The following is a 13,764-nucleotide window of genomic DNA, read 5'->3' as shown; positions in this document are numbered from 1 at the left end:
AAGTCCGGTATTTCCCTCCGTGTAAAAGGGGATTCCGGACGGCAGCATAAGCGGCACGCCATTATTACCCAAAATTCAAGCGCAAAACAGGAAGAATTCAGCGCAAGGTGCAGATCACGAGCTCCGGATCGGCACGCACGCGCAGCGGAATTCCAGCGCAACCGATGCCGCGGCTGACGAACAGCGGGCCGTTGGCGGCGATCTCGAAGCGACCATGGCAGTATGCGCGCGAATAGGGGCCGCTGGGGCGCTTGAGCGGTTCACCGTTGCTGCGCACGACCTGTCCGCCATGGGTATGGCCGGCAAAGCCGAGGTCGAAGCGCTGGCCTTGCAGGCACCACAGGCCGTCCGGGGAATGCATCAGGTAGATGCGCACCGCGCCGGCGCCGTCGAAGGTGGCGTCGGCCGAGGGCGCACCGGTCCACGGGTCGTCGATCCCGCAGATGCTGACCGCGCCGAACGGCGCCGGCAGCGGCAGGTTGCGGTTGACCAGCACCTCGGCCCCGCCCGCCGCCAGCGCTGCGGCGATCTCGGCGCTGCCGTTCCAGACGTCGTGGTTGCCCAGCACCGCATAGGTGCCGAGCGGCGCCCGCGCCGCCTGCAGGAAGCCCTGCAAGCCGCGGATGTTGGCGGCGTCGAAGGAGATGTAGTCGCCGCCCAGCAGCAGCACGTCGGGGCGTTCGCGGCGCAAGGCCTCCAGCAGGGCGTCGAACACGGCCGGATGGGTGGTCGGGCCGGCGTGGAAATCGGAGGCGAACGCGATCGTGAGCGGGCGCGGCAGGCGCCGCTCCGGCCCCAGCACGACCTCGTGGCGGGACACGCCCAGGCTGCCCTGCCCGCCCAGCCGGTAGCTGAGTCCGGCCACCCAGCCGTTCATCAGAAGGGTGTTCAATACCCGCTCGGTGGCGTGGCGGATCGGCCGGTGACGCTTGCTTGGTCTCATAGGGCGCGAACTATACAGCAAATGAGGACAAATCTTGCAAAATTGCCACTGTACACCAGCAGCGCCGGAAGCCGGCGCAGGTTTGAGGCGCGCTGGTGCCCCAAATCAACGAAGTGTAAGATAGCGCGCATGCTGACGCCCGAACAATTATTCGCCTTCCTGGCCGCCGCCATCCTGCTGACCCTGTCCCCCGGCCCCGACAACATGATGGTATTGGGAATCGGCATGGCCAAGGGGCGGGCGCGCGGCATGGCCTTCGGCCTCGGCTGCGCGCTCGGCTGCCTCAGCCATACGCTGCTGGCGGTGATCGGCGTGAGCGCGCTGATCGCGGCGTCGCCGCTGGCGTTCACCAGCTTGAAGGTGTGCGGCGGGCTGTACCTGGCCTGGATGGGCTTCAAGGCCATCCGCAGCCGCGGCGGCGCGGCGGCCAGCCGGCTTGACGCCGTCACCGAATCGGCGCGCACCCTGTTCTTCCGCGGCGTGTTCGCCAACGCCATCAACCCGAAGGTGGCGCTGTTCTTCCTGTCCTTCCTGCCGCAGTTCGTGGTGGCCCAGCGCGGCGGCGCCAACCTGCAGACCGCCCTGCTCGGCCTCGCCTTCACGGCCCAGGCCGCAATCCTGTTCGGGCTGCTGGGCTTCTTTTCCGGCGCGGTCGGCGCCTGGCTGGCGCGGCGCCCGCGCGCCGGCATGTGGATGGACCGCATTGCCGGCGCCATTTTCATCGCGCTGGGGCTGCGCCTGATCGTGGCGCGCTGAGCCCGGCGGGACCGGCCGTGCGCCGTGCCGGACCGGATCGCGCGATGATGGCATCCCCCGCTTCATGGAGCCGCCCACATGCCCCCGACCACTGACCGTCCCGCCCTGCTGCTGTTCGACATCAACGAGACCCTGCTCGACCTTGCCCCGCTGCGCGCCAGTATCGAGCGCATCCTGCCCGGCGGCGCCGAGCTGTGGTTCACCACCCTGCTGCAGCACGCGACGGCGATGAGCCTGGCCGGGCGCTTCGCCCCGCTGCCCGAGATCGGCGCCGCGGCCTTGCGCATGCTGGCCGAGGGCCGCGGCGTCAAGCTGTCGCCGCAACAAGCGCAGATGGCGATCGCCCCGATCGCGCGCCTGCCCGCGCACCCGGACGTCGCAGCGGCGCTGGCCCGCCTGCGCGCTGCCGGCTTCAGGTTGGCAGCGCTGTCGAATTCGACCACGGCCGGCCTGCGCGCCCAGCTGGCCCATGCCGGCCTGGCGCCGCTGTTCGACGCCCAGTTCAGCGTGCAGGACTTCGGGGTCTACAAGCCGCATCCGGCGGTCTACCTCGGCGCCACGGCACGGATGCGGGTCGCGCCGGGACAGGCGATGCTGGTCGCGGCACACGGCTGGGACGTGGCCGGCGCCGGCTGGGCCGGGCTGCGCAGCGCCTTCGTCTGCCGCGGCGACAAGCGGCCATTCCCCCTGGCGGAACAGCCCGGCATGGTGGTGCGGGACCTGTCCGAACTGGCCGACCGGCTGGGCGCCTGAAACCGGCTTCCCGGCCGACCGTCAGGTTCCCGGGCATTGTTTGCTCCAGTCAACGCTGCGCCGCGGCACCCCGGAACTTGGGATCATCGAGCCGAACGCGGCCAGCGCAGCAGCTGGCCATGCATAGCCCGATAACGATAGAAAGGCCCGCATCCATGGATACCACATCGCTCTGGAAAGGCACGGCGGCCAAGACCGCCTGCCTGCCGACCCTGCAAACCGACCTGAACGTCGACGTCGCCATCGTCGGCGCCGGCATCACCGGCCTCACCGCCGCCATGCTGCTGGTCCAGGCCGGCAAGCGCGTGGCCGTCCTCGACGCCTACAAGGCCGGCGACGCCAGCACCGGCAACTCGACCGGCAACCTGTACGCCACCGTCGACCTGGGCCTGCACACGCTGGAAGAACTGCACGGGCTGGAAGCCATGCGCCGCGTGGTCGAGTCACGTTCCGCCGCGGTCGACCTGATCGAGGCCACCGTCGCGCGCCTGAACCTGGAGTGCGGCTTCCAGCGCCTGCCCTGGCACCTGGTCGCCCTCGATGCCGCCCACGTCGGCGAGGTCGAGAAGGAAGCCCTGGCGGCGATGCGCGCGCGCCTGCATGCCGACCTGCGCGACGATGCCCCGCTGCCGCTCGACGCCGCGGTAAAGACCCTGGTGGTCGAGGACCAGGCCCAGTTCCAGCCGCTGGCCTACGTGCGCCAGCTGGCCCAGCGCATCGGCGGCGAGAACTGCCTGATCTTCGAGAATACCCGCGTCACCGCGATCGACGACGCGCCGGCCGTGGTCCACACCACCCACGGCAAGCTGCAGTGCCAGCAGATCGTGATCGCCACCCACACCCCGATCGGCATCCACCTGGTGCAGTCGCAGCTCGAGGTCGTGCGCGAGTACGGCATCTCCGCGCCGCTGCACGATTCCATGCCCGATCCCGGCGTCTACTGGTGCATCGGCCAGGAGCGGCATTCGGTGCGTACGTACACGGAACACGGCCGCACCTGGCTGGTGGTGGTCGGCAGCGCCCATTCGCTGGGCGAGAAGGAAGTCGGGCCGGAGCGCTTCCGGAACCTGGAAGCGTTCGCGCGCGACCACTGGCCGATCGGCCCGGTGGAATACCGCTGGTCGGCCCAGCGCTACCGCGCCAAGGACAAGCTGCCCTATATCGGCCGCAACGTCGACGCGCAGAATACCTATATCGCCACCGGTTTCTCGGGCGACGGCCTGACCTACGGAACCCTGGCCGGGATGATGCTGGCCGACGAGATCCTCGGCCGCGGCACGCCCTGGCGCGACCTGTACGCGGTCGAGCGCCTCACGCGGGACGATCGGCAGGACAAGCGGCCGCAGGGCTTCGAGCAGGAAAGCAGCGGCCCGGCCAAGCCCGCCGACACCCCGGCGCTGGGCGCGGACCAGCTAAGCCAGTTGGCCGACCTGCCGCCCTGCCAGAGCCGCAAGATCGAGATCGACGGCAAGCCGGTGGCGGTCTACCGCGGCCAGGACGGCCAGCTGCAGGCGGTGGCGGGCAAGTGCTCGCACATGGGCTGCGAGATCAAGTGGAACGGCGCCGAAACCAGCTGGGACTGCGATTGCCACGGCAGCCGCTTCGCTCCGGACGGCCGGGTGCTGGAGGGGCCGGCGCTGGCGCCGCTGCAAGCCGCGAAGCTCGACCAGGGGGCGTGATCCGCCATCGGGGGCTGGTCGACCCATCATTAAATTGATCCTATTCACGTTTTTGCGCTACATTGCTGGTTTTACGTTTCCACGGGATGGCCCTCCGTCCCGCCTGCAGCACGCGAATGCGCGATCTTCCCCTGTTCAAGCACCTGAATGCCGGCACGCTGGTCACCGTCACCTGCGGGCTCGGCCTGCTCTATGTCGGCCGCGACGTCCTCGAGCCGATCGCCCTCGCGTCCATCCTCAGCCTGGTGATCGCGCCGCTGATCCGCAGCATGCGCCGGGCCGGCCTGCCGCAGCTGCCGGCCACGCTGTTGTCGGTGCTGCTCGCCACCACCTGCCTGGTCGGGGCCGGCATCGTGCTGACCTTCCAGCTGGTTGCGGTTACCGGCGACCTGCCGAAATACCGGGCGGCGATGCGCACCAAGGTCGCCACCGTGCGCGAGATCGCCGAGCGCCCGTTCGCGCGCATCGAGGCCGAGCTGAGCGCGGTGGCGCCGACCGGCAACGCGCCGGCCACCGGCAAGCGCGGCATGACCACGATCACGATCAGCCCGAGCCAGCCGATCCCGGTCGAGATCCGCCCGCCGCGCCTGACCACCGCCGGCGCGCTGACGCGCCTGTTCTCGCTGGCCTGGGGGCCGATCGGCGAGGCCGGCCTGGTGCTGGTGCTGCTGATCTTCATGTCGCTGGAACACGAATCCCTGCGCGACCGCCTGATCCGGCTCGGCGGGCAGACCGAGACCAGCCGCACCATCCAGGCGCTGGCCGATGCGGCGCAGGGCGTGTCGCGCTTCTTTTTCTCGCAATTCGTCGTCAACCTCACCTTCGGCGCCCTGATCGGGGTGGTGCTGTGGGCCGCCAGCGTGCCGCACGCGATCCTGTGGGGTGCGCTGAGCGGCCTGCTGCGCTTCGTGCCCTACCTCGGCATCATGGCCGCCGGCGCGGTCATCGCCCTGTTCGTCGCCGCCATCGATCCGGGCTGGACCCTGGCCCTGTCCTGCATGGTGCTGTTCGTCTCCCTCGAACTGCTGGTCGCCAACATCATCGAGCCCAAGGTGTACGGCCAGAGCTCGGGCCTGTCGCCGCTGGCGGTGATCATCTCGGCCTTGTTCTGGGGCGCGATGTGGGGCCCGGTCGGCCTCCTGCTGTCGACCCCGCTGACCCTGTGCCTGGTGGTGGCCGGCCGCCACGTGCGTACCCTGGAACCGGTCGCGATCCTGCTCGGCGACGCTCCGGCGGTGAGCGGCGCCCAGCGCTTCTACCAGCGCATCCTGGCCGGCGACATCGGCGCCATCATCCATGACGCCCACGCCTTTCTGGAACGCTCCAGTTTCGCCCGCTACTGCGACCACATCCTGCTGCCCGGGATCGTGATGGCCACGGCCGACACCCGCTCGGGCATGCTGGCCAAGAGCCAGGAAGAGCGGGTCCGCAGCGCCATCGCCGACGTCGCCGTCACCCTGACGCCGGAGTCGGGCGGCGCCTCGAAGCACCGGCGCCGGCGCGACGTCTCCCTGCTCGACGCCAACGTCGGCGCCCACCTGCGCCAGATGCGCGAGGCGCGCCTGGGCCGCTGGCAAGGCGCCCTCGACGTGCCGGCGCATTCGGTGGTGCTGTGCGTCGGCCTGGCCTCGATGCGCGACGACCTGCTCAGCGAACTGCTGGTGCGCGCCCTGCGCGAGGCCGGTGTCGACGCGCGCAGCTTCTCGGTGATCGGCGATAGCGACAATCCCGGCCCGGACAAGGCCGACCTGGTCTCGACCGTGTTCATCAACTATCCGGTCGAGCCCATGATCGCGCAGTGGCTGGCCACCGTCGCCAACCTGCGCGCCGGCCTGCCGGAGGCGATGCTGGTGACGATCCGCCTGCCGCTGATCGACCCCTTGCCGAACCCGTCGCTGGTCGAGAACGAGGTCGACATGGTGCTGCGTTCCTTCGAGGAAGCGCTGGCCTTCGCCGATCCGGAGCGCACGCCGCGCCCGTAGCCGGCCCGGACCGCGGGATTTACGCCCGACAGCATCGCTGCGGCGTCTTGATCCGCGGCCAAGAAATCGCGCGCGGCCTGCTCCACCGCACTGGCTTGCCCTTATGATCACACGGCATGAGGAGAAAAAAGGAGCGGGCATGCCGGAGCGGACCGGAGTCGACCAGCACGAAATCGAGGGCGGCACGCTGCACGGGCGGCCGGAACGCCCTGCCGCACCTGCGCCGCGCCCGTCCGGCCAGCTCACCCGCTTCACCTTCCTGCGCCGCACCCTGCTGCTGAATTTCTATTCGGTGCTGACGGTCGCGGCCGGCAACGCCATCCTGCTCGGCGTGCCGCAGGCGCGCGAAGCCCTGGGCGCCTTCCGCAACTTCGGGGACGCCCGGGAAAGCCTGTGGGCCAACCCCAGCTACTGGATCTTCATCGCTGCCCTGGCCTACTGGTCGCTGACCGCCTGGTATTGCGCGCGCCTGCTGCTGGCCAAGCGCTTTGCCGTCGACAACGTCGGCCAGTGCGCCCACCATCGCTTCGCCGCCGCCACGAATACCTGGCTGCCGCGCGCCTTGGGCCTGCTGTCCTGCGCCCCGATCACGCTCTGGTTCGCCCTGCCCGGCGCGCCGCCCGGGGCGTGGGTGGCGCCGGCCCTGTACACCGCCGGCTTCCTGCTGCTGGCGGTGCTGCGCCGGCGCCTGGTCAACCGCCGGCTGGGACGGCAGGCGGTAGCGTCCCAGCCCTGGGCGCGCTCCCGGCACACGCCGCGCGTGAGCGTCGCCGCGGTGCTGCTGATGTTCGCGGTGTCCGCCATGGTGCTGGCCGCGGTCTGCTTCGGCCAGGAGGCGGCCGCGCGCGCGCTGGGTGCGCCGGCCCTGCTGCTGTTCGCCTTCGGCTCCTGGACCGTGTTCGGCAGCATCGTGCTAGTCTACCTGCCGAAAAGCGCCGGCTGGCCCTCGCTGGCCCTGCTGCCGCTGTTCGCGGTGCTGCTGGCCTCGGTCTCGAACGAGAACCATTTCGTGGCCCGCAACGGCGGTCCGCGGCTGGCGGTGCAGCGTCCGCGGCTGGCCGAGGATTTCCTCACCTGGCAGACGGCGCGCGGCGCGCACGGCGGCGAACCGGTCTACCTGGTGGCCGCGGCCGGCGGCGCCTCGCGCGCGGCGTACTGGGCCGGCACCCTGCTGCTCGAGCTCGAGCGCCAGGCCCGCAGCCAGGGCAAGCGCTTCGCGCCCAACATCTATGCGATGAGCGGGGTCTCCGGCGGCAGCCTGGGCCTGGCCGCCTTCGCCGGCTCGCTGGCCGTGCGCGACCCCGACTACGCCCGCACCGCCGCCCAGGTCGGCGCCTTCCTCGGCCAGGACTATCTGGCGCCGCTGGTCGGCTACCTGCTGTATCCGGACCTGCTGGCGCGCTTCTGGCCCCTTCCCTGCCCGGCCTGCGACCGCTCGCTGGCGCTGGAGGGCGCGTGGGAACGCGGCTGGGACCAGCGTTTCCCGCTGTCGCCGGCGCGCGACTGGTTCAGGCGCCCGCTGCTGGCCCCCGGCCCGGACGCGGCCGGCCTGCCGCGGCTGATCTTCAATGCCACCTCGGCCAGCGAGGGCCGGCGCGTGGTGCAGTCCCGCCTTGCCTTCGCGCCGCCCCAGGCGGACGACCTGTTCGGCCAGGCCCCCGGCGGCCTGCCGCTCGACACCAGCCGCCTGACGCTGGCCCAGGCGGTCCACAACAGCGCCCGCTTCCCGTATATCAGCCCGGCCGCGCTGGTGTCCACCACCACCGGCGAACGCTGGGATTACCTGGTCGACGGCGGCTACTTCGAGAACTCGGGCGCGGCCACCCTGAATGCGATGATCCCGCAGATCCTCGCGCTCGGCCTGGTCAAGCCCGAACAGCTGGTGGTGCTGGTGATCGAGAACGAGCCCGCCACGCGGTCGCAATGGATCTGCCCGACCAGCGCCCAGCTGGCCGACGCCGCGGTCGGCCCGGCGCGGCGTCCGCTGACGGTCGGCCTGCGCTGGCCGTGGGAGCCGCGCCTGCGTCCCGGCGACAAGCGCGTGCCGCCGGTGCCGGAGCTGTCGCTGCCCTTCTACTCCCTGTACCAGACCCGCAATGCGCGCGCCCAGGCCGCAGAAGAGGAAACCACGCGCCTGCTGGGCGGCTGCGACGCCGGGCGCGTGATCGAACTGCGCTATCCCTGGACCCTCGATGCCCGCCAGCCGCCGCTGAGCTGGTTCCTGAACGGCGGCACCACGCGCGCGATGGCCGGGATGCTCCAGCGCAGGTACAGCGAGGCGCCCGAGGTCGACGCCTTCCTGGCCAACTGGGAGCGGATCCGCAGCAAGGTGCTGGACAGCGCCGCACCGTAGGAAAAATTCACGCTGTGCAACTACATTTGTCCAAATAGGTAGTTTTGGCGTACACTTGAGCTTGGATGCTCCTCCATGAGGTGTGTCAAGTGCTACGCCCGCTCCTGTTCAATACCGCCCTGCCCCATCGCGGTTCCCGGCGGCTGGCCCCGTCCGCGCCCTGGCGCCGGACGCACCAGCCCGGCCCACTTGCCCGCTCGTCAATATGATTCCAATAGCTTACCTCCCTCGCTCGCTCGCCACCCTGGCACTGCTCGCGCTCGGCGTGACCGCCGCCCAGGCCGCACGCAAGGATACGCCGCCCGCGCCGGCCGATTTCGCCACCCTCACCGGCACCCGCCCCGGTGCCTGCGCCGCCCCGGTCGACCCGGCCTACGTCCGCATGGGCCAGCCGGCGCTGCGCCAGTGCGCCTGGAGCCAGCGTGTCGAAATGCTGTACTGGAAGAGCATTCCCGCACCCGCCGGCACCTGCCTGCCGCCGGCGGCGATCGCCTGGCACCGCCTGATGGCCGGCGTATCGGCCGGGGCGCCGCCCTGGAGCAAGGAGTGGACCGCCCAGAGCCGGATCGCCGGCAACGACGCGCTGCGCCAGGCGGTCGCGGTCTGGCAGGCCGGCGACGGCAGCTGGTCGGCGGTGGCTTGGCGCTGGCGCCCGTCGGACAAGCCCGACACCCGCGCCTGGCAGGGCGGCCACTGGAGCAAGGTCGTGGAGACCACGCAAGCGCTCAACGCCGGCAATCCGGCGCCGCCGCATTCGCCGGCACCGTCGCCGCTGCTGGAAGCATGGCTGGCAAGTTCGAGCGGCAAGCCGCGCATCCTCGAAGGCGATACCTGGCGCTGGGTCAGCGACAACACCTGCCTGGTGATCCGCACCGCCGGCATCAGCCAGGGCCAGCTGCACCTGCCGTATTCGCGCGACGACGCGCGCCTGGAACAGCGCACCGCCATGCAGGTGCAGCTGGCGCGCCGCTTCCCGGCCGCCGAATGGCTGCAGCCCTTCACCCTGCTTGAGCCGGCGGTGCCGGGCACCCGCAGCGGCGCCAAGTTCTATGCCGTGTGGCGCGAAGGCGCGGCGATCCAGGGGCAGCTCTGGATTCCGCTGCGCGACGGCGGCGGCATCGTCCGCGCCCGGATCGGCACCGACGCGCCGCCGCGCGGCCCCCATGCCGGGGAACTCGCCGCGCAGCGCGCGGCCCTCGTCGAACGCGAGCTGAAGACGCTCACCCACGCCTGGGAGACGCGCCATGAATGACGAACTGTCGACGCCGATCCTGCTGCTGTCGCCGCTGGCCGTGCTGGGCGCCGGCCTGATGCTGGCGCTGGTGCTCGGCTTTACCCTGCAGCGCTTCCAGGTGCCGAAACTCTACGGCGCCGTGATCGCCGGCCTGCTGCTGGGCGCCAGCGGCGCCGGCATGATCGACCGGCCACTCCTCACGCAGTTCCAGGAACTGCTGAACGGCGCCGCCGCCCTGGTGCTGTTCGAGGTCGGCCGCAAGATGGACCTGGCCTGGCTGCTGCGCAGCGGACGCCAGGGCAAGAGCCTGCTGCTGGCGACGCTCACCCGCGGCGCCGCAGCCACGCTGGTGCTGGCCGCCTTCGGCCTGCCGTGGGGCGGTGCCATCTTCATCGGCTCGATCCTGATCGCGGTGAACCCCGTCATCCTGGCCTCGATGGTGGCCGACGAGAACGCGAGCGGCCCCGGCACCTTCGCCACCGCCAACATGGTCGGTCTCAGCAACCTGGTCGCCCTGCTGGCCCTGGGCCTGACGCTGGCCTGGACCCGCAGCCATGGCGCCGATGCGGCCGGCAGCTTCGGCGCGGAACTGATCGGCCAGGGCGGCAAGCTGCTGCTGGGGGCCCTGTTCGCCGTGTTCTCCTACGGCGCCTACGCGCTCGCCACGCGCCTGTGCAAGGTGCCGGCGACGATGCGTCCCGGCGTGCTGCTGGCCGCCCTGCTGATCGACCTCGGCCTGTGCTCGGTCACGGCATCCAGCGCGCTGCTGTCGCTGCTGCTGATGGGGGTCCTGCTGCGCAATGCGGAAAAACGCGACAACGTGTTCCAGGCCCAGTTGAAAACCGCCCAGGACATCGGCTACGTGCTGCTGTTCCTGATGTCGGCCGCGATGGTCGACATCCATGAACTGCTGCAGGGCTGGGTGGTCCTGGCCGCCATCGCCGTGTTCGCGGCGCGTATCGCCGCCACCCGCCTGGCCCTGTGGCCGGCCAGCGCGTGGAACGCGCGCAAGAAACATGCGATGGCGCTGTCGATGTGTTCGCTGGTGAGCTTCGGCGGTCTGGTGGTCGACAATACCCTGAACGCCTACACCGGCCTGGACCAGCATTCGAGCATGCTGATGAGCGCCCTGCTGGCGCTGAACGTCCTGCTGGCGCCGGGCCTGACCTGGCTGGGCCTGCGCCTGGCGGGCGAAACTTACCGTGGAGGTTCCCAATGAGCGAGCAAACCAGCGTGGACCAGCAGGCGCTGGCCGTCTCCGGCCAGGGCGCCGCCTTCCTGCCGGACTTCAGCGAGTCGACCCTCGGCACCATGGGCATCGAGCTCGAACTCATGGTGCTCGACCGCCTCACCTACGACCTGTTCCCGGCCGCGCCGGACATCCTCGACCTGCTGGACCGGCACGACAAGCCCTGGGTGCATACGCCCGAGATCACGACTTCGATGCTGGAAGTGGCGACCTCGATCCTCACGTCCTACGACGAAGCCGCCGACCAGTTGGAGCACATCCGCGCCACCGTGCAGCGAGCCGCCTTCGAAGTCGGCGCCTCGATCTCCGGCGGCGGCGCGCACCCGTTCCAGAAGTGGGCCGAACAGCGCATCTATCCGAAGGAGCGCTACTTTGCGTCGGAGCGCAAGTTCGGCTACCTGGCCAAGCTGTTCACCGTGTTCGGCATGCACGTGCACATCGGCGCCGGCTCGCCCGACGAGGCGATGCGCCTGTGCTCCTGGCTGACCCAGCGCGCGCCGCTGTTCATCGCCCTCTCCAGCAATTCGCCGTGCTGGCAGGGCGAGGTGTCGGGCTTCTGCAGCTCGCGCAGCAACGTGGTCGGGGCCTTTCCGATGAGCGGCATCCTGCCCTACGAGATCCGCACCTGGGACGACTTCCGCAGGCACTTCGACGAGCTGGCCCGCTACGGCATCGTCAACAGCATCAAGGATTTCTACTGGGACGTGCGGCCGAAACCGGAGTACGGCACGATCGAACTGCGCGTGCTGGACACGCCGCTGAAACCGGTCTACGCGGCCGCGCTGGCCTGCTATGCGCGCGAACTGTGCCTCGAATTCGCCGACCAGGCCGGCCGCTGGCCGTCCAGCGCCAGCCGCGAGCTGTATACCTGGAACCGCTTCAATGCGGCGCGCGACGGCGTGGAGGGGCACTGGATCGACCCGGAAACCGGCGTCTCGATCCCGATTGCCGAGGCGGTCCGCGCCGACCTGGCACGGCTCGCGCGCCGTTCGCAGGATCCCGGCTTCGGCAAGGCCTGCGCCGTCATCGAGCGGCTGATGAAGGATGGCGGCCAGGCGCGCTGGCTGCGTGCGCATCTGGAGGCCGGCGGCGGCATGAACGACCTGGCACGCATGGCCAGCGAACTGTTCGACGACGGCGCCGCCTGAGGCCCGCCTGGCGCCCGCCTGCGCTTACCAGCTCACCGCACCCAGGCCATGGGCCGGCAGCCAGGTGTAATAGAGGCCGACCGTGTCGTGGCGCTGTTCGCGCTCGGAAGTGTTCTGGAAGTTGAAGCGGCGGCGCGAGCTCAGGTACTTCAAGGTGACGCCATGGTGGCCGCGGATCCGGTAGGTCAGCGAAGCATCGGCCCGCAGCACGCGGTCGTTGCCGTCGCCCTGGGGCGTGGTGAGCTTGCCGTTGAAGAAAGCGCGCTGGCCCAGGTCGATCGCCAGGCGGTCGCCGCCGATCAGGCGCAGCATCACCACCGCCTGCGGCGCGAAGCCGTAGGTGTATTGCCCGGCCGCGCTGGAGCGCACCGTGCCGGTCGAGGTGTAGCCGACGCCGCCCGAGGCATGGGCCTGCAGGGTCAGGGCCTTGGCGATATTCCACTGCAGATTGCTGCCCAGCGACAGGCCGGTGCTGGCGACCCGGAACAGCTGGGGCGACAGGTAATCGTAGCTGCCGTACAGGCCGGCGATCCCGCGCAGCTTGTCGCCGCCCTCGTAGGGTGCGCCGAACAGCAGGCCGCGCGACGCCAAGCTTTCGACGCCCTGCGCGGTCGAGGCCCGCAGGCGGAACAGGAAGTAATCGAAGGGCCGGCGGTAGGTGTAGCCGCCCTTGCCCGGCAAGCCGTATTCCAGTGAAAAGTCGGCCGCCGCCTCGCTGCGTCTTGACGCCAGCGACGGCCCGACGTTGCCGCGCGACCTGACGGTGGCGCCCAGTTGCAAGCGCGCGAACACGGCCGGGTCGTGGCTGTCCCAGATCGGGGCATGACGGCCCGGGCGCGCGTAGCGGTTGAAGCCCATCGACGGCGAGATGGCCGCGGCGGCCGCCTCCTGCCATCCGGGCGACAGGCCATAGCCGCGCTCCAGCACCAGGTTGGCCATCCGGTACAGCGATTCGCCCAGGAAGGTGCCGCCGAAGCTGGTGGTGATCTGATCGTTGCGCGAAGGCGGCGTGGTCTCGCCGGCGATTTCCCACACTGCGCTGCCGGCGAAGGCGGCGCCCATAGATTCCCAGAAGTCCAGGCCGTTGCTGCGCGCCAGGCCGTAGTACACCGAGCCCTGGTAAGGGTGGCCGAGCTGGTTGATCTCGAAGGGGTCGCGGTCTTCCACCCAGCTGCTGTGCAGGTTGCGGCGGATCGAGCCGACGCTGACGCCATAGTCGTCCGGCTTCACGAAGGCGTGGTCGACGCGGTTCAGCACGAACTGGAAGCCGGCGATTTCGAGGGCTGTCGCGCCGTAGCTCTTCCACGGCCGCGCGGGCTCGGCGAAGGCCGCCCGGGACGGCGGCGCGGCTGGCGTTGCCGACGCGGGCGGCGTGGCCGACGTGGCTGGCGTGGCCGCCGGCTGCTGCGGCGCATCCCAGCCGGCCGGCACCGTGGTCACCGGCTCCTCAGGGGCATCCACCGGCGCGTCGGCCGGCGCGGCGTGCACCGCGCCGGCGGCCAGCGCCAGCAGCAGGACATGGGCGCCGCGGACGGGCGCGAACTGGTTTCTGGAGGCTTTCATTTCCGTTCCGGATCAATGTTATTGGCATAAATATAACTAATGCGTCGACATCGTGGCGCATCCTTGCCGAAAGGAAGCTGGACCCCGCTATAATCAACGATTCC

The 13,764-nt window shown here is 70.3% G+C and carries 10 protein-coding genes; 8 read left to right on the top strand and 2 right to left on the bottom strand.

The window, feature by feature from the left end; genetic code table 11:
- Positions 1-97 precede the first annotated feature (97 nt).
- Complete coding sequence (locus ACI48D_RS14715) at positions 98-892, bottom strand: metallophosphoesterase (RefSeq protein WP_435571980.1); 795 nt, start codon at positions 890-892, stop codon at positions 98-100.
- A gap of 180 nt (positions 893-1,072) precedes the next feature.
- Between ACI48D_RS14715 and ACI48D_RS14710 the strand changes: the two genes are divergently transcribed.
- From ACI48D_RS14710 to ACI48D_RS14675, 8 genes are all read left to right on the top strand, one after another.
- On the top strand, positions 1,073-1,699 hold the full coding sequence (locus ACI48D_RS14710; RefSeq protein ID WP_435571979.1) for a LysE family translocator: 627 nt from the start codon (positions 1,073-1,075) through the stop codon (positions 1,697-1,699).
- Between the two features lie 78 nt (positions 1,700-1,777).
- Positions 1,778-2,452, top strand: coding sequence for a haloacid dehalogenase type II (locus ACI48D_RS14705; RefSeq protein WP_435571978.1), 675 nt, complete (start codon positions 1,778-1,780; stop codon positions 2,450-2,452).
- Positions 2,453-2,607: 155 nt separating this feature from the next.
- Complete coding sequence (locus ACI48D_RS14700) at positions 2,608-4,131, top strand: FAD-dependent oxidoreductase (RefSeq protein ID WP_435571977.1); 1,524 nt, start codon at positions 2,608-2,610, stop codon at positions 4,129-4,131.
- Between the two features lie 116 nt (positions 4,132-4,247).
- On the top strand, positions 4,248-6,113 hold the full coding sequence (locus tag ACI48D_RS14695; RefSeq protein ID WP_435571976.1) for an AI-2E family transporter: 1,866 nt from the start codon (positions 4,248-4,250) through the stop codon (positions 6,111-6,113).
- Between the two features lie 139 nt (positions 6,114-6,252).
- A complete protein-coding gene (locus ACI48D_RS14690) occupies positions 6,253-8,466 on the top strand; it encodes a hypothetical protein (protein WP_435571975.1) in 2,214 nt (737 codons plus the stop codon).
- Between the two features lie 205 nt (positions 8,467-8,671).
- Positions 8,672-9,718: a hypothetical protein gene (locus tag ACI48D_RS14685; protein ID WP_435571974.1), complete on the top strand. Its 1,047-nt coding sequence runs from the start codon at positions 8,672-8,674 to the stop codon at positions 9,716-9,718.
- Positions 9,711-10,919 carry a cation:proton antiporter domain-containing protein gene (locus ACI48D_RS14680; protein ID WP_435571973.1) on the top strand — a complete coding sequence of 403 codons (1,209 nt, stop codon included), beginning with the start codon at positions 9,711-9,713 and terminating at the stop codon, positions 10,917-10,919. Before ACI48D_RS14685 ends, ACI48D_RS14680 begins: the two co-directional genes overlap by 8 nt.
- Entirely contained in the window at positions 10,916-12,097 is a 1,182-nt protein-coding gene (locus tag ACI48D_RS14675; protein ID WP_435571972.1) for a YbdK family carboxylate-amine ligase, read from the top strand. Before ACI48D_RS14680 ends, ACI48D_RS14675 begins: the two co-directional genes overlap by 4 nt.
- 24 nt (positions 12,098-12,121) lie before the next feature.
- Here ACI48D_RS14675 and ACI48D_RS14670 read toward each other — a convergent pair whose 3' ends face one another.
- Positions 12,122-13,660 carry a DUF3943 domain-containing protein gene (locus ACI48D_RS14670; protein WP_435571971.1) on the bottom strand — a complete coding sequence of 513 codons (1,539 nt, stop codon included), beginning with the start codon at positions 13,658-13,660 and terminating at the stop codon, positions 12,122-12,124.
- Positions 13,661-13,764: the final 104 nt, after the last annotated feature.

The organism is Massilia sp. LXY-6, assembly GCF_051233485.1.
GTDB lineage: Bacteria > Pseudomonadota > Gammaproteobacteria > Burkholderiales > Burkholderiaceae_D > Telluria.
The sequence above is the reverse complement of the archived record's forward strand: the minus strand, read 5'-3'. Positions and strand labels throughout refer to the sequence as shown.